The sequence below is a fragment of the Streptomyces sp. NPDC048644 genome (genome assembly GCF_043199105.1).
In the GTDB taxonomy this organism is placed as follows: domain Bacteria; phylum Actinomycetota; class Actinomycetes; order Streptomycetales; family Streptomycetaceae; genus Streptomyces.
Genome location: NZ_JBICVO010000004.1, coordinates 321,645 through 341,984, shown reverse-complemented (window position 1 = coordinate 341,984; position 20,340 = coordinate 321,645). Strand labels below are relative to the sequence as shown.

The 20,340-nt window shown below is 71.0% G+C and carries 18 protein-coding genes, 1 pseudogene and 1 riboswitch; of the genes and pseudogenes, 12 read left to right on the top strand and 7 right to left on the bottom strand.

Annotation, left to right across the window (positions count from 1 at the left end):
• Positions 1–47: 47 nt before the first annotated feature.
• Complete coding sequence (locus ACGFNI_RS11180; RefSeq protein ID WP_393682625.1) at positions 48–806, bottom strand: M50 family metallopeptidase; 759 nt, start codon at positions 804–806, stop codon at positions 48–50.
• Positions 807–841: 35 nt separating this feature from the next.
• Between ACGFNI_RS11180 and ACGFNI_RS11175 the strand changes: the two genes are divergently transcribed.
• Positions 842–1,675, top strand: a complete 834-nt coding sequence (locus ACGFNI_RS11175) for an SOS response-associated peptidase (protein WP_393682623.1) — start codon at positions 842–844, stop codon at positions 1,673–1,675.
• A gap of 45 nt (positions 1,676–1,720) precedes the next feature.
• Positions 1,721–2,368, top strand: coding sequence for an alpha/beta family hydrolase (locus ACGFNI_RS11170; protein ID WP_393682621.1), 648 nt, complete (start codon positions 1,721–1,723; stop codon positions 2,366–2,368).
• Between the two features lie 13 nt (positions 2,369–2,381).
• Here ACGFNI_RS11170 and ACGFNI_RS11165 read toward each other — a convergent pair whose 3' ends face one another.
• Positions 2,382–2,969, bottom strand: a complete 588-nt coding sequence (locus ACGFNI_RS11165; protein ID WP_393682619.1) for a helix-turn-helix domain-containing protein — start codon at positions 2,967–2,969, stop codon at positions 2,382–2,384.
• Positions 2,970–3,379: 410 nt separating this feature from the next.
• Here ACGFNI_RS11165 and ACGFNI_RS11160 point away from each other — a divergent pair, with 410 nt between their 5' ends.
• The 6 genes and pseudogenes from ACGFNI_RS11160 (at position 3,380) to def (ending at position 9,673) form a co-directional block, all read left to right on the top strand.
• On the top strand, positions 3,380–4,072 hold the full coding sequence (locus ACGFNI_RS11160) for a sigma-70 family RNA polymerase sigma factor (protein ID WP_227047275.1): 693 nt from the start codon (positions 3,380–3,382) through the stop codon (positions 4,070–4,072).
• A complete protein-coding gene (gene rsrA / locus ACGFNI_RS11155; RefSeq protein ID WP_393682617.1) occupies positions 4,069–4,509 on the top strand; it encodes a mycothiol system anti-sigma-R factor in 441 nt (146 codons plus the stop codon). The genes ACGFNI_RS11160 and rsrA overlap by 4 nt, the downstream gene beginning before the upstream one ends.
• A gap of 160 nt (positions 4,510–4,669) precedes the next feature.
• A pseudogene (locus tag ACGFNI_RS11150) lies at positions 4,670–6,040 on the top strand (HD-GYP domain-containing protein); the annotation flags it as partial.
• A 305-nt stretch (positions 6,041–6,345) separates the two neighbouring features.
• On the top strand, positions 6,346–7,608 hold the full coding sequence (locus ACGFNI_RS11145) for an HD-GYP domain-containing protein (protein ID WP_393683040.1): 1,263 nt from the start codon (positions 6,346–6,348) through the stop codon (positions 7,606–7,608).
• 322 nt (positions 7,609–7,930) lie between these two features.
• Positions 7,931–8,917: a tetratricopeptide repeat protein gene (locus ACGFNI_RS11140; RefSeq protein WP_393683038.1), complete on the top strand. Its 987-nt coding sequence runs from the start codon at positions 7,931–7,933 to the stop codon at positions 8,915–8,917.
• 111 nt (positions 8,918–9,028) lie between these two features.
• On the top strand, positions 9,029–9,673 hold the full coding sequence (def, locus tag ACGFNI_RS11135; RefSeq protein ID WP_393682616.1) for a peptide deformylase: 645 nt from the start codon (positions 9,029–9,031) through the stop codon (positions 9,671–9,673).
• A 72-nt stretch (positions 9,674–9,745) separates the two neighbouring features.
• Here the strand turns inward: def and ACGFNI_RS11130 are convergent, their stop codons facing one another.
• Positions 9,746–10,867, bottom strand: coding sequence for a ribonucleotide-diphosphate reductase subunit beta (locus ACGFNI_RS11130; protein WP_393682614.1), 1,122 nt, complete (start codon positions 10,865–10,867; stop codon positions 9,746–9,748).
• Positions 10,867–13,305, bottom strand: a complete 2,439-nt coding sequence (locus tag ACGFNI_RS11125; protein WP_393682612.1) for a ribonucleoside-diphosphate reductase subunit alpha — start codon at positions 13,303–13,305, stop codon at positions 10,867–10,869. Before ACGFNI_RS11125 ends, ACGFNI_RS11130 begins: the two co-directional genes overlap by 1 nt.
• Positions 13,306–13,462: 157 nt before the next feature.
• Positions 13,463–13,623: riboswitch (cobalamin riboswitch) on the bottom strand.
• A gap of 116 nt (positions 13,624–13,739) precedes the next feature.
• Here ACGFNI_RS11125 and ACGFNI_RS11120 point away from each other — a divergent pair.
• Complete coding sequence (locus tag ACGFNI_RS11120) at positions 13,740–13,928, top strand: hypothetical protein (RefSeq protein WP_393682610.1); 189 nt, start codon at positions 13,740–13,742, stop codon at positions 13,926–13,928.
• A 30-nt stretch (positions 13,929–13,958) separates the two neighbouring features.
• Here the strand turns inward: ACGFNI_RS11120 and mctP are convergent, their stop codons facing one another.
• The 3 genes from mctP to ACGFNI_RS11105 all read right to left on the bottom strand — a co-directional run bounded on the left by mctP (position 13,959) and on the right by ACGFNI_RS11105 (position 16,917).
• A complete protein-coding gene (gene mctP, locus ACGFNI_RS11115; protein ID WP_393682609.1) occupies positions 13,959–15,629 on the bottom strand; it encodes a monocarboxylate uptake permease MctP in 1,671 nt (556 codons plus the stop codon).
• Positions 15,626–15,886 carry a DUF3311 domain-containing protein gene (locus tag ACGFNI_RS11110; RefSeq protein WP_393682607.1) on the bottom strand — a complete coding sequence of 87 codons (261 nt, stop codon included), beginning with the start codon at positions 15,884–15,886 and terminating at the stop codon, positions 15,626–15,628. Before ACGFNI_RS11110 ends, mctP begins: the two co-directional genes overlap by 4 nt.
• 269 nt (positions 15,887–16,155) lie before the next feature.
• Positions 16,156–16,917, bottom strand: coding sequence for a GntR family transcriptional regulator (locus ACGFNI_RS11105; RefSeq protein ID WP_393682605.1), 762 nt, complete (start codon positions 16,915–16,917; stop codon positions 16,156–16,158).
• A 241-nt stretch (positions 16,918–17,158) separates the two neighbouring features.
• On the opposite strand from ACGFNI_RS11105, the gene ACGFNI_RS11100 reads away from it, so the two are divergent.
• The 3 genes from ACGFNI_RS11100 (at position 17,159) to ACGFNI_RS11090 (ending at position 20,334) form a co-directional block, all read left to right on the top strand.
• Positions 17,159–18,427 (top strand): extracellular solute-binding protein, encoded by a 1,269-nt coding sequence (locus tag ACGFNI_RS11100; protein WP_393682603.1) that lies wholly within the window; start codon positions 17,159–17,161, stop codon positions 18,425–18,427.
• A gap of 90 nt (positions 18,428–18,517) precedes the next feature.
• A complete protein-coding gene (locus tag ACGFNI_RS11095; RefSeq protein ID WP_393682601.1) occupies positions 18,518–19,507 on the top strand; it encodes a carbohydrate ABC transporter permease in 990 nt (329 codons plus the stop codon).
• Positions 19,504–20,334, top strand: a complete 831-nt coding sequence (locus tag ACGFNI_RS11090) for a carbohydrate ABC transporter permease (RefSeq protein ID WP_393682599.1) — start codon at positions 19,504–19,506, stop codon at positions 20,332–20,334. Before ACGFNI_RS11095 ends, ACGFNI_RS11090 begins: the two co-directional genes overlap by 4 nt.
• The last annotated feature ends 6 nt before the right edge of the window (positions 20,335–20,340 follow it).

Below are 20,340 nucleotides of genomic sequence, written 5' to 3'. Positions count from 1 at the left end.
GGGCGGGCCGGTGTTCCGGGCCTCCCGGAGGCGGGCCGCCCCGCCCGTCAGATCCCCAGCAGCCAGCGTCCGCCGCCGATCAGCGAGCAGAGCGTCACGACGTGGAACAGGCCGAGCCAGACGACCGCGGGGACGTGCGTCAGCCGCGCCAGCTGGTCGGGGTCGGAGTCGCCCTCCCGCCGCTCGGCCATCATCCCGGAGGGGCTCACGAAGGCGGGGCGGGCCATCCGCCGCCGCTTGCGCTGCAGCTCGAACGGCGGCCGTACGCCGCCCAGCAGCAGGAACCACACCACCACGTACGCGAACGCGGCCTGGACGTCCGGTGTGGTCAGCCAGGAGACGAGGACGAACGCGGCGCCCGCCAGGACGACGGTGAGCACGCCGTAGGCGTTGCGGATCATCACCAGCATCGCGATCAGCAGCACCGTCGCGCCCCACAGCAGGGCCGTGATGTGCCCGGCCGCCAGCAGTGCGGCGCCCGCGAGCCCCAGCAGGGACGGCGTGATGTAGCCGGCCGCCGCGGTGAGGATCATGCCGATGCCGGTCGGCTTGCCGCGCGAGACGGTCAGCCCGGAGGTGTCCGAGTGCAGCCGGATGCCCTCCAGGCGGCGCCCGGTGACCAGCGCGAGCAGGCCGTGGCCGCCCTCGTGCGCGATGGTGACGGCGTTGCGGGACAGTCGCCAGGCGGGGTGCGGGGCGACCGCGGCCAGCGCGACGACCGCCGTGACGATCACCAGCCAGGCCGGTGGATCGGGCTGGATCCCGAAGACGCGGCTCCATACGTCCGTGAGGTGATCGGTGTCCATGTCGTCCCTTCGTGTGGCATGGCAGTGTGGCACGCATGTGCGGAAGGTATGCAGCGAGTCGCAAGCCCGAGGACCTGGTGGGAGTTTTCGGCGTCCGGCGCTGGGATCCGGAGGAGACCCTGGCGCCCGACTTCAACATCGCCCCGACGGTCAACGTGCACGCGGTGCTCGAACGTCCCCTGAAGGGCGAGGCGGCTGCCGCGTTCCCCCCGGGAGCGCCGGTGCGCCAGTTGCGGACGCTGAAGTGGGGCCTGGTGCCGTCGTGGTCGAAGTCACCCGAAGGCGCCGCGAAGATGATCAACGCGCGGTCTGAGACGGTGCACGAGAAGCCGTCCTTCAAGCAGGCGTTCGCCGCCCGCCGCTGCCTGCTCCCCGGGGACGGCTATTACGAGTGGGTGACCGCACCGGAGGAGCGGGAGCTGGAGGAGCGCGGCAGGAAGAAGCGGGCGCGGAAACAGCCGTACTTCGTGACGCCGGCCGACGGCTCCGTGATGGCGATGGCCGGGCTCTACGAGTTCTGGCGGGACACCACCCTGCCCGGCGACCACCCGCAGGCGTGGTGGGTGACCTGCACGGTCCTCACGACCGAGGCCGAGACCACGCCGCTGGCCGGAGCCGAAGGCGGCGAAGGTCCGCAGTCGCTGTCCGACATCCACCCCCGGATGCCGCTGGTCATGCCCCCGGACCGCTGGGACGCCTGGCTCGACCCGGCACCCACAGGACTCGACCGGCTGCGCGGACTCCTCGCGCCGCCGCCCCCGGGGCTGATGCGCGCCTACCCCGTCCCGACGGACGTCAGCAACGTCCGCAACAACGGACCCGAGCTGCTCACCGAACTCGAAGGGCCCGAGGCCGCCACCCTCTTCTGAAGCGGCGCACCCGCTCCCCGCGCGCACGCCCGGCAGGATGGGGGTATGAGCACAGGGGCGAACGAGAGCGAGACGGTGGCGACACCGGCAGGGGACGCGCGGATCAGCTGGTACCGGGCGCCGGTGCCGGCGCGGGCCGTGGTGGCCGTCGGGCACGGCGCAGGCGGCGGGATCGAGGCGCGCGACCTGCGGGCCCTGGCCGCCGCGCTGCCGGGCCGTGGCTACACCGTGGCACTGGTCGAGCAGCCGTGGCGGGTCGCGGGCAAGAAGGTGGCGCCCGCGCCCAAGACCCTGGACGTGGCATGGACGGCGCTGTGGCCCGCGCTGGAGAAGCCGGGGCTGCCGGTCGTCGCGGGTGGCCGCAGCGCGGGCGCCAGGGTGGCCTGCCGCACCGCACGTGAACTGGGCGCGCACGCCGTCCTCGCCCTCAGCTTCCCGCTGCACCCGCCGGGCAGGCCCGAGAAGTCACGGGCCGACGAACTGGCCGGTGCGGGGGTGCCGACGCTGGTCGTCCAGGGCGGCCGGGATCCGTTCGGCGGGCCTGGCGAGTTCCCGGACGGCACGGAACTGCGCGAGGTGGCACACGGGGATCACGGATTCGCGGTGCCCAAGAAGGCGGGGGTGACGGAGGCGGAGTCGATGGACCGGCTCACCGCCGCGGTGGTGGAGTGGCTGGACGGGCTCTTCGGCTGATCCCCGGCGGGCCTCACTCCGTCCGGCCGTGTGGCCGGGCGCGTACGTGCATCCGCTCGCCCTGCCTGCCGAAGAGGCTGAGCAGCTCCACCGGCTCGTCGTCCGCCGGGCCGAACCAGTGCGGCAGCCGGGTGTCGAACTCCGCCGCCTCGCCCGCCTTCAGCAGGACATCGCGGTCGGCCAGCAGCAGCCGCAGCCGGCCGGACAGTACGTAGAGCCACTCGTAGCCCTCGTGGGTGCGCTGCTCGGGCGGGCCCTTGACCGGGTCGATGACGAGCTTGAACGCCTGGAGGGCACCCGGCTGGCGGGTCAGCGGCACGAACGTCATGTGCTCGCGCCGCTGTGCCACCGCGCGCACCCGCGGGTCGCCGACCTCCGGCGCGCCCACCAGCTCGTCCAGCGGCACCTGATGGGCCTGTGCCAGCGGCAGCAGCAGTTCGAGGGTGGCCCGGCGCCCGCCGGATTCCAGCCGGGAGAGGGTGCTGACCGAGATGCCGGTGGCCTCCGAGAGCGAGGCCAGGGTCACCGACCGTTCCTGGCGCAGGCGGCGCAGCCGCGGTCCGACCTCGGAGAGCACCTGTTCGTACGCGTTGTCCGTCACCCCTCCATTGCTGAAGCGGCAATGTGTTTTGTCAAGCCCTGGGGGAGCGGAGGGCGGGGCGGGAATGAAGGGCCGGGTGCGGCAGTTGTCGAGAGGGCGTACGCGGCGGTTCCGATGGCCGGTGCGCCCGCTGTCCGGCCCCGGCGGAACGGGGGCGGCGGGGCGGGAATGGCCGCGGCGGTCCGGCTGTTGACCAAGGCGTACGACGCCCGAGTACATCCAGCGCATCGTGAGGAATGGGAGCCCGCCGCATGGGAATCGCTTGCCCGGCCCGTCCGGCCGCCGATCTACAGTGGTCGCAGGTGCAGGTATCGCAGCCCGCTCTGGCTGGAGCGGCGGTGGCACCGGATCGTCGTCTATTCTCCGAATCGAGTGGGTCCGCATCCGGATCCGTCACGGTGGTGGAGGAGGTGGGTCCGGTCACTGGGACCGACGCAGGGACCGACGGCACGGCTGAGGAGCACGCCGGGGCCCGGAAGGAGAGCGACGCCGAGCGCAACGCCCGCTTCGAGCGTGACGCCCTCACCTTCCTGGACCAGATGTACTCCGCCGCGCTGCGCATGACGCGCAATCCGGCCGACGCGGAGGACCTGGTGCAGGAGACGTACGCAAAGGCGTATGCGTCCTTCCACCAGTTCCGGGAGGGCACCAACCTCAAGGCGTGGCTGTACCGCATCCTCACCAACACCTTCATCAACTCCTACCGCAAGAAGCAGCGGGAGCCGCAGCGCAGTGCCGCCGAGGAGATCGAGGACTGGCAGCTCGCGCGCGCCGAGTCGCACATGTCGACGGGGCTGCGCTCCGCCGAGTCGCAGGCGCTCGACCACCTGCCCGATTCGGATGTGAAGGCCGCGCTCCAGGCCATTCCCGAGGAATTCCGTATCGCGGTGTATCTCGCGGACGTCGAGGGGTTTGCGTACAAGGAGATCGCCGACATCATGGGGACACCCATCGGCACGGTGATGTCCCGCCTGCACCGAGGCCGACGCCAACTGCGCGGCATGCTGGAGGATTACGCCCGTGAGCGCGGGCTGGTCCCGGCCGGGGCAGGGGCTGCGGCGGAGGCACCGCAGCCGCACGACCGGAAAGGCTCGGGATCATGAGCTGCGGAGATCCGCACGACAAGGACTGCTCCGAGGTTCTCGACCACCTCTACGAGTATCTCGACCGTGAGATGCCCGCGGGCGAGTGCGAGAAATTCCAGGTGCACATCGACGAGTGCTCGCCGTGCCTGGAGAAGTACGGACTCGAACAGGCCGTCAAGAAGCTGGTCAAGCGCTGCTGCGGTCACGACGACGTGCCCACCGACCTGCGCTCGAAGGTCATGGGCCGGATCGACCTGATCAGGGCGGGCGAGACCGTCCCCGAGGTCAGCGTCCTCGACCAGGCCAAGCACGAACAGGCACAGCGGAACCGCGCCGCCGCCCCGGGCGCGGACAGCGGCGACACCCCGGCTGCCTGCGGCGACGCGGACGCACCGGCCGCCGCCGGCCAGGACGACTCCGCCGCAGCACGTACCGAGGCCGCACGCGCCGAATAAGGCACCGCGTCACCCTAAGGGGTGAGGGACGGGGCGATTCGTCCCGCCCGATCCGCCGATGCGCCGTCGCGCGCCTCTCGGCCCCTTTATCCTCACCGAATCCCCGCGCACGGGACACCCCTGTGCGGGGACACGCTGTGGCTTCGGGGAGGAGGGCGCGATGCGGGAACTGCCGGTGACCGCGCAGGGGTTCATCGGCTGCGCCGTGCTCGCCGCGGCGCTGTGCGCGGCCCCCGCCGCGGGACTCGGCGCCGACGCGCCCTGGGGCGACGCCGCCGCCCTCGCCACCCTCTACGCGGTGTGCGAGCGGGCGCGCCACTGCCCGGTGCAGGGCCGCCGCGAGCCGATCGGCGGCACCGCGTTCTTCCCCGTGTTGCTGGCCGGGGTCTTCCTGCTGCCGCCACCGCTCGCCGCGCTGGCCGCCGTACCGGGCGGGCTGACCGCCCCCGCCGAGGCGCGGTCCGCCGCCGCCCGCAGGCTCTGGCACGCCGCCGAACTGGCCCTGGCCTGCTGGGTTTCCGCACACGTCTGCCAGGCGACGGGCCATCACCCGCTGTCCGTACCGCAGTTCCCCGCCCTGCTGCTGCCCGCCGCGGCCACCGCAGCCGCGTTCTGCGGAGTGATCGCCGTGCTGGACGGCGGGGTGCTGGTCGCCGCCGAACGGCACCCGCCGCGCACCGCCTGGCGCGGCGGACCGGTCCGTTCCCTGCCGCCGTACCTGGTGCACGGTCTGGCCGGGCTGATGATGGCGGTCCTGTGGCGCAGTCCGTACGGGCCGCCCGCCGCGCTGCTGGTGCTGCTGCCGATGTACCTCTCCTGCTGGGTCCTCGCCCAGTACCACCGGGAGCGGGCCGCCCATCGGGCGACGATCCGGGCGCTGGTGCAGGCCGTGGACATCAAGGACCGCTACACCCGCGGGCACAGCGAACGGGTCGGCCGGGCCTCGGTGATGATCGCGCGGGAACTGGGCATGGCGGAGGACCGGGTCGAGGTGCTGCGGTTCGCCGGCATCCTCCACGACGTCGGCAAACTCGGCGTGCCCACCCGGCTGTTGCGCAAGGACGGGCCGCTGACACCCGAGGAGCGCCGCGTCATCGAACTGCATCCCGAGTACGGCCACGAGATCGTGCGGGGCATCGGCTTCCTGGGGGAGGCGCGGGCGGCGATCCTGCACCACCACGAGCGGCTGGACGGCCGCGGCTACCCGTACGGGCTGACAGGGCGTCAAATCCCGGAGTGTGCCCGGGTGGTGGCGGTGGCCGACGCCTTCGACGCGATGACCTCCACCCGTTCCTACCGCAGGGCCCGTCCGGTGGCCGCCGCCGTGGCGGAGCTGCGCAACTGCGCCGGGGCGCAGTTCGACCCCCGGATGGTGCGGGCCCTGGCGGCCTCGCTCGAACGGCACGGCTGGCATCCCGGGCTCATCATGGCGGCCGACGCGGATCCGGTGGCGGCGGTGACGGTCGATGACGGGGCGGACGGGACGGATCCGGCCGCCGCGCGGTGCCGGACGCAGGCGGGCGAAGGCCCCGGCGGGCCTGCGCCGGCGCGTACGCAGACCCTGCCGCCGTTCGTCTCCGCGTCGGCGGCCCCGGGTAGCGGAAACGTCCCTGCTGCCGACGCGGGCGGGCCGGAGCAGGCGGCCGGTGCCGGGGCCGCCGCGCCCCGGGCCGGGCGCGGCTCGGGCGGCCACCGCGCGGCGCCCGGAATCGGCCGCGTGCAGGCCGCGGCGAAGCGGTGGTGCGGCCCGGCGGGCCCCGCGCGAAGGTCAGGAGAGCGGTGAACGGCGAGGGCCGCCGGGCGCCGGGGGCGGGCCCGCAGTCCGCGCCGCGGGGCCTGCGGTCCGGAGCGCTCGTCGTGGCGGTCTGCGTGGCCGCCGCGGCGTCGGCGGTCTGGGCGCTCGGGAGCACTCTCCGGAACGGCGTGGCGGAGCCCCGCGTCGTGCTGGCCTTCGGACTGCTGATCGTCGTGGGCGAACTGGTGCGGCTCGGTCCCACCAGGACCTGCGTGGCGGGCCGGGCGCCAGGTGAGCGGGAGTGCGCGCCGCTCGGCGCCGCGGGCGCGCTGGCGTACGCGCTGCTCGGTGACGTCGGCGGGCGGCCGACCACGCACGGAGTGGCGCAGACCCTGGCGGTCGTCGCCGCGGCCGGTCTGGTGGGACTCGTCCCGCACCTCGCGCGTGGCCGCGGACCCGCGCTCGACCACCTGGCGCGCGGCCTGCTGACCACCGGCTTCGCCGCCACCTGCTTCCAGCCCCTCTACACCACGGGCACGCTGCGCGCGTGGACGGGCGACGGTCCGGGCCATCCGCTGGTCATGCTCGCGGTCCTGGCGCTCACCGCGCTGTGCGACGCCGTCCTGGCCGCCGCGCTCGCCCGGGGCCGCACCGGCTGGCCGTACGGGCCGCTGCTGCGCGACGAGTTGCGGGCGCTGCCCGGCATCGGCTCGGCGATCTGCGCGACCGGCGTGGTGATGTCGCTGGCCACCGCGGTCGCCGGGCTCTGGGCGCTGCCGGTGTTCTGCCTGCCGCTGCTGCTGACCCAGTACGCGTTCCGCAGGTTCGCCGCCGTACGGGCCACCTACCGGCAGACCATCGCCTCACTCGCCCGGTCCACCGAGATCGCCGGCTACACCCCGCACGGCCACGCCCGCCGGGTCGCCGCGCTCAGCCGGGCGGTCGGCAGGGAACTCGGGCTCACCGCACCGGACTTGGACGTCCTGGAGTACGCCGCGCTGATGCACGACATCGGCCAGCTCTCGCTGCTCGACCCGGTGCCCGCCGGTGCCACCGCCCTGCTGCCGTCCGGCGAACAGCGCCGGATCGCCCTGCTGGGCGGCGCCGTGGTGCGCAGTACCGGGGTGCCCGCCGAGGTCGCCGTGATCGTCGAACGGCAGGCGGATCCGTACCGCGACCAGCCGGTCACCGCGCGCATCGTGCGCACGGTCAACGCCTACGACGACTGGTCGGGCGGCGCCGAGGACCCCGGAGGGCCGCTGCGCGCCCTGGAGCGGCTGCGGCTGTCCGGAGCGCAGGACCACGAACCGCGGGTGGTGGAGGCACTCGCCCGGGTCCTGGCGAGGGGCGGCAGGACGGCGTGAGGGCGCGCCCTTGCGGAGGGAGGGCGCGCGCGGGTGGCTGTTCGCCGGACGCGGAACGCGCCGGGCGGCCCCGGCCCGCCCGGCAGTCCGTGGAACCCATGGGTAATGAGCGCCCGCCGAGATGGGCATGGTTGGATGCGAAGGGAACCCCGAAAGGGGTTCAGGGGGAACGTGCAGGGCAAGGAGCCGCAGGGGGCACAGCAGATCAGGCTGAGCCCGACGGCAAACTGTGGCAGGTTGTCGAGTGGGCCCCCAGACGGCCCCGGGCGCCGCTCGGGACACATCCGAAAGCGGCATCAAGAGCAACCAGCAGGCGGGAATCGTGAGGATCTTCGGCAAGGTACGGCACCGCCCATCCGCCTCGTGGCGGCAGGCGACCGACCGCGCTTTCACGCTGATCGGTGACGGCCGTTACGAGGACGCGGGCGCCCTGCTGACCCGCGCCGCCGACATGGAGCCCTGGCTGTCGGAGTCCTGGTTCAACCTCGCCCTGCTGCACAAGTTCCGGCACGACTGGGAAGGCGCCAGGGCCGCCGGGCTGCGCGCCGTCGCGCTGCTCGACCGCGGCACCGGGGCGCCCGACTGGTGGAACGTCGGCATCGCCGCCACCGCACTCCAGGACTGGCCGCTGGCCCGCCGCGCCTGGCAGGCGTACGGCCTGCGGGTGCCCGCCGACGGCTCACCGTCCGGCGAACCGGTCGGTATGGCCCTGGGCAGCGCAGCCGTCCGCCTCTCGCCCGAGGGCGAGGCCGAGGTGGTCTGGGGCCGCCGGCTGGATCCGGCGCGCATCGAGGTGCTGTCGATCCCGCTGCCGTCCTCCGGGCGGCGCTGGGGCGAGGTCGTGCTGCACGACGGCGTCCCGCACGGCGAGCGGACGACCGCGGCCGGGCCTTCCTACCCGGTGTTCGACGAGATCGAGCTGTGGGCGCCGTCGCCGGTGCCCACCTGGGTCGTCCTCCTGGAGGCGGCCACCGAGGCGGACCGGGACGCCCTGGAGCGGCTTGCCGCCGACGCGGGGTTCGCCGCCGAGGACTGGTCGTCGTCGGTGCGGCTGCTGTGCCGTACCTGCTCGGAGAGCCGGATGCCGAGCGACGAGGGCGACGGCGAGCACCTCGATCCGCACGACCACAGCGAACCGGGGCATCCCGGGCCGCTGGGGCACCGGACCGCGGGCTCCGGTTCGCTGTGGGTACCGGAGCGTGAATGCGGCATAGCGGCGCCCGCCGCGCTGGTGCGCGGGCTGCTGGACGGCTGGGTCGCGGACAGCCCGGACAGCCGGGAGTGGCGGGATCTCGAAGAGGTCTGCTGAGGGCACAGGGCGCCTCCCCGTAGGCTGTAGGGCGTGTCGCGACGTCCTGCCGGGCTCGCGGCCCTGCCTCAGGGCGACCAGTCAAGGTTTTAGGGAAGGCGTACGGCGGAGATGGCCCAGCAGCCTGTGTTTGATCAAGACGGTGAGCAGCGCGTGGACGACGAGTTCATCGATGACACGACGGATGCGGAGCAGCGGGAGAGCGCCCACCGCGAGCGTGGCACCTCGCGGCCGATCACGGTCGTCGGCAATCCGGTGCTCCACAAGGAGTGCAAGGACGTCACGGAGTTCGGTGACGAGCTGGCACAGCTGATCGACGACATGTTCGCCAGCCAGCGCACCGCCGAGGGCGTCGGCCTGGCCGCCAACCAGATCGGCGTGGACCTGAAGGTCTTCGTCTACGACTGCCTCGACGACAGCGGCGTCCGGCACGTCGGCGCGGTCTGCAACCCCGTCCTGGACGAGCTGCCTGCCCCGCGCCGGGTGCTGGACGACTCCAACGAGGGCTGCCTGTCCGTGCCCGGCGCCTACGCCGAGCTGGCCCGCCCCGACTACGCCGTGGTGCGCGGCCAGGACGCCCAGGGCAACCCGATCGCGGTCCAGGGCACCGGCTACTTCGCGCGCTGCCTCCAGCACGAGACCGACCACCTCTACGGCTACCTCTACATCGACCGGCTGTCCAAGCGGGACCGCAAGGACGCGCTCAAGCAGATGGCCGAGCAGGAGCCGCGCTACCCCGTCGTCGCCAACGACTGAGCCCCGCGCCCAGCAGCGCGATGCCCTCCTGCCGCACGGCCGCGGCAGGAGGGCATCGGTGTCTGCGGACTCCTAGAACTCGTCGTCGAAGGAGACCGAGCCCTCGACGGCGACCTGGTAGGCCGACGCCCGGCGCTCGAAGAAGTTCGTCAGCTCCTGGACGTTCTGGAGCTCCATGAAGGAGAACGGGTTCTCCGAGCCGTAGACGGGCGGGAAGCCGAGCCGCTGGAGGCGCTGGTCGGCGACGCACTGGAGGTACTCGCGCATCGACTCGGTGTTCATGCCGGGCAGCCCGTCGCCGCACAGGTCGCGGCCGAACTGGAGCTCCGCCTCGACGGCTTCCTTGAGCATGTCGGTGACCTGCTGCTCCAGCGCGTCGTCGAAGAGGTCGGGCTCCTCGGCGCGGACCGTGTCGACGACCTCGAACGCGAAGTTCATGTGCATGGTCTCGTCACGGAACACCCAGTTGGTGCCGGTCGCCAGGCCGTGCAGCAGGCCGCGCGAGCGGAACCAGTAGACGTAGGCGAACGCCCCGTAGAAGAACAGCCCCTCGATGCAGGCGGCGAAGCAGATGAGGTTCAGCAGGAAGCGGCGGCGGTCGGCCTTGCTCTCCAACTGGTCGATCTTCTCGACCGAGTCCATCCACTTGAAGCAGAACTGCGCCTTCTCCCGGATGGACGGGATGTTCTCCACGGCCGCGAAGGCGGCGGCGCGGTCCTCCGGGTCGGGGAGGTAGGTGTCCAGCAGCGTCAGATAGAACTGGACGTGCACGGCCTCCTCGAAGAGCTGCCGCGACAAGTACAGCCGCGCTTCGGGGGAGTTGATGTGCTTGTAGAGCGTCAGCACCAGGTTGTTGGCGACGATCGAGTCGCCGGTCGCGAAGAACGCCACCAGCCGGCCGATCATGTGCTGCTCGCCCGGCGAGAGCTTCGCCAGGTCGGCGACGTCGGAGTGGAGGTCGACCTCCTCCACGGTCCAGGTGTTCTTGATCGCGTCGCGGTAGCGGTCGTAGAAGTCCGGGTACCGCATGGGCCGCAGCGTCAGCTCGAAGCCCGGGTCGAGGAGGTTCTTGGTGCCGGTGGCGGGGCCGTTGCCGTTGGCGGTGGTTTCCGGAGCGGTGGTTTCGGGGGTGGTGGGGCTTTCGGCGCGCAGCGCCGTCGTTGAGGGGCGGTGGTCGGGCGACGGGTTGGGCATTACTGGCAGGCCTCGCAGGACTCGGGGTTTTCCAGGGAGCAGGCGACCGCGTCGGGGTCGGTGGCCTGCTGCGGTACGGGGACGGGGGTGACGGCGGCGGTGCCGCGGGCCGACTGCGCGATCCGGGTCGCCGGACGGGAGCGCAGGTAGTACGTGGTCTTGATGCCGCGCTTCCAGGCGTAGGCGTACATCGAGCTGAGCTTGCCGATGGTCGGCGACGCCATGAAGAGGTTCAGCGACTGGCTCTGGTCGAGGTAGGGCGTACGGGCCGCGGCCATGTCGATCAGCGCGCGCTGCGGGACCTCCCAGGCGGTGCGGTACAGCGCGCGGATCTCCTCGGGGATCCACGCGACGTCCTGCACCGAGCCGTTGGCCTCGCGCAGCGCGTCACGGGTCCGCGCGTCCCACAGGCCCAGCGCCTTCAACTCCTCGATCAGGTAGGCGTTCACCTGGAGGAACTCGCCCGACAGGGTCTCGCGCTTGAAGAGGTTGGAGACCTGCGGCTCGATGCACTCGTAGACGCCGGCGATGGAGGCGATGGTCGCGGTCGGCGCGATGGCCAGGAGGAGCGAGTTGCGCATGCCGGTCGTGGCGATCCGGGCGCGCAGCGCCTCCCAGCGGTCCGCCCAGCGGGGCTCGGCGTTCGGGTAGTGGTCGGGGTGCAGCACTCCGCGGGCGGTACGCGTCGCGGACCACGCCGGGTGCGGGCCGTGCCGCTCGGCGAGATCGGCGGACGCCTCGTAGGCGGCGAGCATGATGCGCTCGGAGATCCGGGTGGACAGCTCCGTCGCCTCGGCGGAGTCGAAGGGCAGCCGCAGCCGGAAGAAGACGTCCTGGAGGCCCATCAGGCCCAGACCGACCGGCCGCCAGCGGGAGTTGGAGGCGCCGGCCTGCTCGGTCGGGTAGAAGTTGATGTCCACGACCCGGTCGAGGAAGGCGACGGCGGTGCGGACGGTGGCGTCCAGCCGCTCCCAGTCCATCTCGCCGTTCTCACCCAGGTGAGCCGCGAGGTTGACCGACCCGAGGTTGCAGACCGCGGTCTCCCCGTCGTCCGTCACCTCCAGGATCTCGGTGCACAGGTTGGACGAGTGCACGACCTTGCCGGGCTCGGCGGTCTGGTTGGCGGTGCGGTTGGCGGCGTCCTTGAACGTCATCCAGCCGTTGCCGGTCTGCGCGAGGGTCCGCATCATCCGGGCGTAGAGCACCCGCGCCGGGATCTGCTTCAGGGCGCGGCCGTCGGCCTCCGCCTTGCGGTACGCGGCGTCGAACGCGTCGCCCCACAGGTCGACCAGCTCCGGCGCGTCGGACGGCGAGAACAGCGACCAGTCGGCGTCCGCCTCCACCCGGCGCATGAACTCGTCCGGGATCCAGTGCGCGATGTTCAGGTTGTGGGTGCGCCTGGCCTCCTCGCCGGTGTTGTCGCGCAGCTCCAGGAATTCCTCGATGTCCGCGTGCCACGTCTCCAGGTAGACGCAGGCCGCGCCCTTGCGCCGGCCGCCCTGGTTCACGGCGGCCACCGAGGCGTCCAGGGTCCGCAGGAACGGCACGATGCCGTTGGAGTGGCCGTTGGTGCCCCGGATCAGCGAACCGCGCGCCCGGATACGGGAGTAGGAGAGGCCGATGCCGCCGGCGTGCTTGGAGAGCCTGGCGACCTGGTGGTAGCGGTCGTAGATCGAGTCCAGCTCGTCCAGCGGGGAGTCCAGCAGGTAGCAGGAGGACATCTGCGGGTGGCGGGTGCCGGAGTTGAAGAGGGTGGGGGAGGAGGGGAGGTAGGACAGCGAGCTGGTCAGCCGGTACAGCTCGGCGACGTCGTCGAGCGCCGCCACCGAGTCGTTCTCGGCGAGACCGCAGGCCACCCGCAGCAGGAAGTGCTGCGGGGTCTCGATGACCTGGCGGGTGGTGGGGTGCCGCAGCAGATAGCGCGAGTGCAGGGTGCGCAGACCGAAGTAGCCGAAGCGGTCGTCGGCACCGTCCGCGAGCGCCTTCTCGACCAGCGCGTCCAGGCGGGCCGCGTGGCTGCGGACGAACGCGGCGGTCCGGTCGGCGATCAGGCCCTCGCGGTGGCCGACCTCGACGGAGGCGGAGAACGCCACGGAGCCCTGGCCCGCGGCCTCTTCGGCGATGGCGAGGGTGAGCAGCCGCGCGGCGAGCTTGGAGTACTGCGGCTCGTCGCCGATCAGGCCGGCCGCCGCGTCGATGGCCAGGGTGCGCAGCTCGGCCTCGTCGGAGCCGGGGTGCCGGCCGCGGAGCGCGGCGGCGGCCACCTTGCCGGGGTCGGTCGCGGTGAGGTCGGCGGTCAGCTCGGTCAGGGTGCGCAGCAGGGCGGTGCCAGGGGCGTCGTCGGCGTGTTGGGGGCGGCCGTCCGCGGTGGGGAGCGTGGCCGCCTCGGGCGATCCGGCCTCGGCGGCTGTCGCGGACTCCGTTGGCGCGATGGTCACGTGGTGCTCTCCCTCACTCGGCGGGGGCCGGGAGGGGCGGTGCGCGACGGCCGCACGCGGGCATGCGGCACCCCGGACACACGGGGCGCGGGCACACCGCGCGGCGTCCACCGGCCCATCCCTCGGGGCCCGGACGTATCGACGTCCGCGCCGATGGCGGCGCGGGCGTACTGTCGGCAGGTCTTCGGACTCACAGGTGCGCACGACAGGCGGTGAAGCGATGTCTGCGCATACGTACACCGTTGCGGGACAGTTCCGGACTCACACCGGATTCCCCTGCGGCGACAGCGAGCACGAGCATACATGTGGGGGTGCCACCTCGTGCGCACCCCCACATCTAGTGAGTCGTGTGTGATCGCGCGGTGTCTGTCAGTGGCCCCCGCTATCGTCGTTCCCACGTTCCCCGCACTGCGACGACAGCAGGAGGAGGCCCCATGGCCGCGCTCGCCGACCGGCCGCACATCACGCTCCCTGAGCATTTCGAAGAGGCCGCCCGGATAGTCGAGCGGGCGGAGGAGGGCGTGCGGCTGGAACTCATCGGCGGGATAGAGCTGACCTCGGGCGGACGGCCCGTCGCGTCCGCCCCGGTACGGCGACGGGCCGCCGCGTCCGGAGGGACGTGACGGCCCGTGCGGGTGCCGGAGGGGCCGGGGTCAGTGGCCGCTCGCCGAACCCACTGCTGCGGGCGGCAGTTCGGGGCTGACGGCCTTGTCGCCGACGTCCGCGGTGTAGTCCCCGGGGCTGGTCTCGTCGACGCCGTCAGGTGCCTTCAGGGCCCGCAGGACGAAGGTCAGCACGACCGTCACCAGGACGTTGAGCACGATCGCGGTCAGGCCGATGTAGCCGATCTGGCCGATGCCGGGGATCTCGGCGTTGGAGCCGCCGAAGTGCGCCTGCGTCGGGCTGGCCACGCCGTATGCCGCGAGCGTGCCGTAGACCATGCCGACCGCCCAGCCGGCCAGCAGCGCCCAGCGGTGGAACCAGCGGGTGAACAGGCCGCCGACCAGCGACGGCATGGTCTGCAGGATCCAGATGCCGCCCAGCAGCTGGAAGTTGATCGCCACGGTCTTGTCCATGCCCAGGACGAAGATCAGCGCGCCGACCTTCACGAGCAGCGAGACGAGCTTGGCGACCTTGTGCTCCTGCGCCGGGGTGGCGTGCGGCTTGATGAAGTCCTTGTAGACGTTGCGGGTGAAGAGGTTGGCCGCCGCGATGGACATGATGGCGGCGGGCACCAGCGCGCCGATCCCGATAGCGGCGAACGCCACGCCGGAGAACCAGCTCGGGAACATGTCCTCGAACAGCTGCGGGATCGCCAGCTGCGCGTTGCCGTGGGTGTCCGTGCCCGCCTTGATCGCCATGAAGCCGAGCAGCGCGAGGAAGCCCAGCATGAGCGAGTACAGCGGCAGGATGGTGGTGTTGCGGCGGATCACGTTACGGCTGCGGGACGACAGCGTCGCGGTGATCGAGTGCGGATACATGAACAGCGCGAGCGCCGAGCCGAGCGCCAGAGTGGCGTACGCCCACTGGTTATGGGGGCCGCTGGCCAGCTCACCGCGCGGCTTGCCGGTCGGCCCCGGCTCGGCGAACGCCTTGCCCGCCGCGTCGAAGATGGCGTCGAAACCGCCGAGTTTGATCGGGATGTAGATGATGGCGACGGCGATGACCAGGTAGATCAGCCCGTCCTTGACGAACGCGATCAGCGCCGGCGCCCGCAGGCCCGATGAGTAGGTGTACGCGGCCAGCACCGCGAACGCGATCAGCAGCGGCAGGTCCTTGACGAACCAGTTGGTGTTCTCGCCGCCGCCGACGCCCATCACGTCCAGGACGGCCTGGATGCCGACCAGTTGGAGTGCGATGTACGGCATCGTCGCCAGGATGCCGGTGAGCGCGATGGCCAGCGACAGGCCCTTCGAGCCGAACCGGCCGCGCACGAAGTCGGAGGTGGTGACGTAGCCGTGCTTGTGCGAGACCGACCAGAGACGGGGCAGGAAGGTGAAGATCAGCGGGTACACGAGGATCGTGTAGGGGACGGCGAAGAAGCCGGCCGCGCCCGCGGCGTAGATGGCCGCCGGGACGGCCACGAAGGTGTAAGCGGTGTAGAGGTCGCCGCCGAGCAGGAACCACGTCACCCAGGTGCCGAAACTCCGGCCGCCCAGGCCCCACTCGTCGAGGTTGGCTGACTGCTCGGCCTTGCGCCAGCGGGCGGCGAGGAAGCCCATGACCGTGACGGCCACGAAGAAGAAGATGAAGACGGCCAGCGCGATGCCGTTGACGCCGTCCGTGCCGGCCGCGGCCAGGGCGGCGGATGGGGTGGTGGTCATGTCGCCGCACCGCCCTTGCGGATCCGCTGCTCACGCTGGACCAGCTTGTACGCGGTCATCGTGAGCACGGTCGAGATCAGCACCCACAGCATCTGGTACCAGTAGAAGAACGGGATCCCGATGAGCCTCGGCTCGACCTTGGCGTACGAACTCACCCACAGCATCGCCACGAACGGAGCGATCAGGCAGAGCCCGGCCACCACACGCGTCGGTGTGACGACCTGTCTGGAATCCGGCGTTTCGGCTTGCTCTGTCATGACCGTGGCTCCGTCCCTGGCGATCTCCTGTACGAGGCTGGAAATCTATGGCAGCGCCGTGGCAGGCGTCACTAGCTGTCCGCATATCGGTACGGCAACGACATCTTCCGCCGGGTGAAAGGGACTTGGGCGACGGGTGCGCGCGCGGCCGGCCCGCGGGCCCGCGCGTACGGGAAGCCGGAGGTCATGGACCCGCGCGGCGGCCCGTCCGGATTCCGTGCGGCCCTGGCGGTACGGCGGTGGCCGAAACCCCGCCGTACCGCGGGGTTTCAGTCGGCCGGGCGGCGCAGCCTGGCGACGAACTTGTAGCGGTCGCCGCGGTAGACCGAGCGCACCCACTCCACCGGCTGCCCCTGGGCGTCACGGGAATGCCGGGACAGCATCAGCATCGGCAGGCCGACGTCGGTGCCCAGCAGACCCGCCTCGCGGGGCGTGGCCAGCGAGGTCTCGATGGTCTCCTCCGCCTCCGCGAGGCGCACGTCGTAGACCTCGGCCAGCGCGGTGTAGAGGGACGTGTACTTGACGAGGTTGCGGCGCAGCGCGGGGAACCGCTTGGCCGACAGGTGGGTGATCTCGATGGCCATCGGTTCGCCGCTGGCCAGCCGCAGCCGTTCGATGCGCAGCACCCGGCCGCCCGCGGCGATGTCCAGCAGCCCGGCCAGCCGGTCGTCGGCGGTGACATAGCCGATGTCGAGGAGCTGCGAGGCCGGTTCGAGACCCTGGGCGCGCATGTCCTCGGTGTAGGAGGTCAGTTGCAGCGCCTGCGAAACCTTCGGTTTGGCGACGAAGGTGCCCTTGCCCTGGATACGCTCCAGGCGGCCCTCGACGACCAGTTCCTGGAGTGCCTGGCGGACGGTCGTGCGGGAGGTGTCGAACTCCGCGGCGAGCGCACGCTCGGGCGGGACCGGGGTGCCGGGCGGCAGGGTCTCGGTGATCTCCAGCAAGTGCCGCTTGAGGCGGTAGTACTTGGGTACACGAGCGGTGCGCGTGGCGCTTCCACTGCTCTCCGCGCTGCCCCCGTCGGTCTCCATGACCCGCCCTTCCGACCCCTGTCGCGCTGCCGTCACCGGCTCCTCCGTACATTGCGGCTCACATCGTGGCACGGGTGGGATCCGCGTGCTCTCTCGCAGGTCCCCGCCCGGCAGATGTCGGTCCGGTAACGGAGCCGACAGCGACTCTTATACACCCTTGACACCCCAAAAGGTCTAGGCCAAGCTGCGGGCACTGGTCTAAACCATTAAAGACCACACCCGGCCTTTAGGGGAGAGCGCAATGAAGCGTGGGCTCATAGCAGCGACGGCGGTCGCGGGAATGCTGGTGAGTGTCGCTGCCTGTGGGTCCAGCGGCAACAGCACGGACGGAGCCGATGGCTTCAAGGGGCAGAAGCTCACCGTTTGGGTGATGGACGGATCCAACCCGGCGCAGTGGACCGAGCAGGTCTCCAAGGAATTCAAGAAGAAGACCGGCGCCACCGTCGACTTCAAGGTCCAGCAGTGGGAGGGAATCCAGCAGAAGCTGACCACCGCCCTCTCCGAGGACACCCCGCCGGACGTGGTGGAGATCGGCAACACCCAGACCGCCGCGTACGCCAAGGCCGGCGCCCTGCTCGACCTCGGCGACCTCAAGAAGGAGATCGGCTCCGACTGGAGCGACACCTTCAACAAGGCCGCGATGGCGGACGGGAAGCAGTACGCCCTTCCGTGGTACGCGGGCAACCGCGTCGTCATGTACAACAAGAAGGTCTGGGCCGACGCGGGCATCGAGGGAACCCCCAAGACGCGCAGCGCGTTCTTCAAGGACCTCGACACCATCAAGAAGAAGACCCAGGCCGAGCCGCTCTATCTGCCCGGCCAGAACTGGTACTTCTTCGACGGCCTGACCATCGGCACCGGCGCGAAGCTGGTGAAGCAGGAGGGCGGCAAGTGGGTCTCCAACCTCGGTGACCCCAAGGTCGCCAAGGCCATGGACATCTACAAGACGTACCAGTCCTTCAGCTCCGCCCCCAAGAACAAGGACGAGGCCACGCCCCAGCAGGCCGAGGTCTTCGCCAAGGGCAAGACCGGCGCCGTCATCGCCATGGGCTACGAGGCCGCGACCGCCGTCAAGGCCAACCCGAAGATCAAGGACGACATCGGCTTCTTCACCATCCCCGGTGAGACCGAGGACAAGCCCGAGGGCGTCTTCCTCGGCGGCTCCAACTTCGCGGTCGCGGGCGGCAGTCAGAAGCAGGAACTCGCCAAGGCGTTCCTCAAGGTCGCCCTCTCGAAGAAGGCCGACGCCCAGATGGTCAAGGAGGTCGGCTGGACCCCCAAGTCGCCCGACCTGGCGGACGCGGCGAAGGGCAACCCGGCGGCCGAGGCGGCTGCCCCCGCGGCGGCGAAGGCCGGCGGCACCACGCCGCTGATCCCGCAGTGGGCCGCCGTGGAGAACGTGCCGAACCCGATCAAGAACTACATGACCGCGGTCCTCAGCGGTAAGACGCCGTCCGACGCGGCCAAGGCCGTCGACGGGGAGATCAACAAGCGGCTGGCCCAGCAGTAACCACCCTGCCAGGTACGGGCCGGTCGTCCCCGGCCCGTACCGCAGCGTGTGCGACACCGGTACCTACGGGGAAAAGGGGAGCAGAGGGCCATGGCAGTGCAGCTCGACGACGCGGTGGAGAAGACCGCGCCGCGGATCGGCAAGGGCGGCGCCCCGCCGGCCGGCCGCAGTACCGGCAGCCGACGTTCGCGGGTCGCCCGCGGCGCGCCCTACCTGCTGTTGCTCCCCGCTCTGCTCGCCACCGCGGCCTTCCTGGGCTGGCCGATGGTGCGCAACGTCCTGCTCTCCTTCCAGACCCTCAACATGAAGGAGCTGATCCAGCACCTCACGGTCTGGAACGGCACCGACAACTTCCAACAGGTCCTGGGCAACGAGGAGTTCTGGCGGGTCACCCTCAGGACCATCGTCTTCACCGCCGTCAACGTCGTCCTGATCATGGTCATCGGCGTGCTGATCGGGCTGCTCCTCGCCCGCCTCGGCAAGAAGATGCGGCTGACCCTGTCCGTCGCGCTGGTGCTCGCCTGGGCGATGCCCGTCGTCGCCGCCACCACCGTCTTCCAGTGGCTCTTCGACTCCCGCTACGGCGTCGCCAACTGGGTGCTGGACAAGCTCGGCTGGCACTCCATGGCCCACTACGACTGGGTCGGCACCCAGCTCTCCACCTTCTTCGTCATCACCCTCCTGATCGTGTGGATGTCCCTGCCCTTCGTGGCACTGAACCTCTACGCCGCCACCACCACGATCCCCAAGGAGCTGTACGAAGCCGCACGCATGGACGGCGCCGGCACCTGGAAGGTCTTCACCTCGGTGACCTTCCCCTTCCTCAAGCCCTTCTTCCTCGCCACGACGTTCCTCGAAATCATCTGGGTCTTCAAGGCGTTCCCGCAGATCTTCGCGATCAACAAGGGCGGCCCCGACCGCCTCACCGAGACGCTGCCGATCTACGCCTTCACCGAGGGTGTCGGCAACCTCCACTTCGGCATGGGCGCCGCGATCTCGCTGCTGACGATCCTCGTGCTGCTCGGCATGACCGCCTACTACCTGCGCCTGACCCTCAAGCAAGAGGAGGACGAGCTGTGAAGCGCTCGCTCGCCGGCCGTATCTGGCCCAACGCGACGGCGATCGTGCTCGCCATCGGATTCGTCTTCCCCGTCTACTGGATGTTCAACACGGCGTTCAAGCCGACCGGCGACATCATCAGCGACGAACCCGTGTGGTTCCCCGTCAACGGCACCTTCGAGCACTTCGTCACAGCCGTCTCCGCGCCCAACTTCTGGACCCTCGCCGGGAATTCCGTCGTGGTGACCGTGCTCGCCGTCGGCCTCTCCCTGCTGATCGCGCTCTGCGGCTCCTTCGCCATCACCCGCATGCGCTTCAAGGGCCGCAAGGGCATCCTGCTGACCTTCATGGTCGCCCAGATGGCGCCCTGGGAGGTCATGGTCATCTCGATCTACATGATCGTCAGGGACGCGGACATGCTCAACAGCCTCGTACCGCTCACCTGCTTTTACATGCTGATGGTCCTTCCCTTCACCCTCCTGACCCTGCGCGGCTACGTCGCAGCCGTCCCCAAGGAGCTGGAGGAATCGGCGATGGTCGACGGCTGCACGCGGCGCCAGGCGTTCGTCAAGGTCGTCTTCCCGCTGCTCGCCCCCGGGCTGATGGCCACCTCCCTCTTCGGCTTCATCACGGCATGGAACGAGTTCCCGCTCGTGCTCGTCCTCAACAAGGAACCCGCCAAGGGCACCCTGCCGCTGTGGCTCTCGCAGTTCCAGAGCCAGTTCGGTGACGACTGGGGTGCCACCATGGCCGCCGCGTCCATCTTCGCCATCCCCATCCTGATCCTCTTCCTGTTCCTCCAACGCAAGGCGGTCGGCGGTCTCACCTCCGGCGCAGTGAAGGGATGACGCAGC

Coding starts and splice junctions, on each gene's coding strand:
- ACGFNI_RS11105 (WP_393682605.1), bottom strand. CDS start 16,917: ATGGAGACCGACGGGGGCAGCGCGGAGAGCAGTGGAAGCGCCACGCGC.
- rsrA (WP_393682617.1), top strand. CDS start 4,069: ATGAGCTGCGGAGATCCGCACGACAAGGACTGCTCCGAGGTTCTCGAC.
- def (WP_393682616.1), top strand. CDS start 9,029: ATGGCCCAGCAGCCTGTGTTTGATCAAGACGGTGAGCAGCGCGTGGAC.
- ACGFNI_RS11095 (WP_393682601.1), top strand. CDS start 18,518: ATGGCAGTGCAGCTCGACGACGCGGTGGAGAAGACCGCGCCGCGGATC.
- mctP (WP_393682609.1), bottom strand. CDS start 15,629: ATGACCACCACCCCATCCGCCGCCCTGGCCGCGGCCGGCACGGACGGC.
- ACGFNI_RS11175 (WP_393682623.1), top strand. CDS start 842: ATGTGCGGAAGGTATGCAGCGAGTCGCAAGCCCGAGGACCTGGTGGGA.
- ACGFNI_RS11180 (WP_393682625.1), bottom strand. CDS start 806: ATGGACACCGATCACCTCACGGACGTATGGAGCCGCGTCTTCGGGATC.
- ACGFNI_RS11170 (WP_393682621.1), top strand. CDS start 1,721: ATGAGCACAGGGGCGAACGAGAGCGAGACGGTGGCGACACCGGCAGGG.
- ACGFNI_RS11110 (WP_393682607.1), bottom strand. CDS start 15,886: ATGACAGAGCAAGCCGAAACGCCGGATTCCAGACAGGTCGTCACACCG.
- ACGFNI_RS11100 (WP_393682603.1), top strand. CDS start 17,159: ATGAAGCGTGGGCTCATAGCAGCGACGGCGGTCGCGGGAATGCTGGTG.
- ACGFNI_RS11120 (WP_393682610.1), top strand. CDS start 13,740: ATGGCCGCGCTCGCCGACCGGCCGCACATCACGCTCCCTGAGCATTTC.
- ACGFNI_RS11130 (WP_393682614.1), bottom strand. CDS start 10,867: ATGCCCAACCCGTCGCCCGACCACCGCCCCTCAACGACGGCGCTGCGC.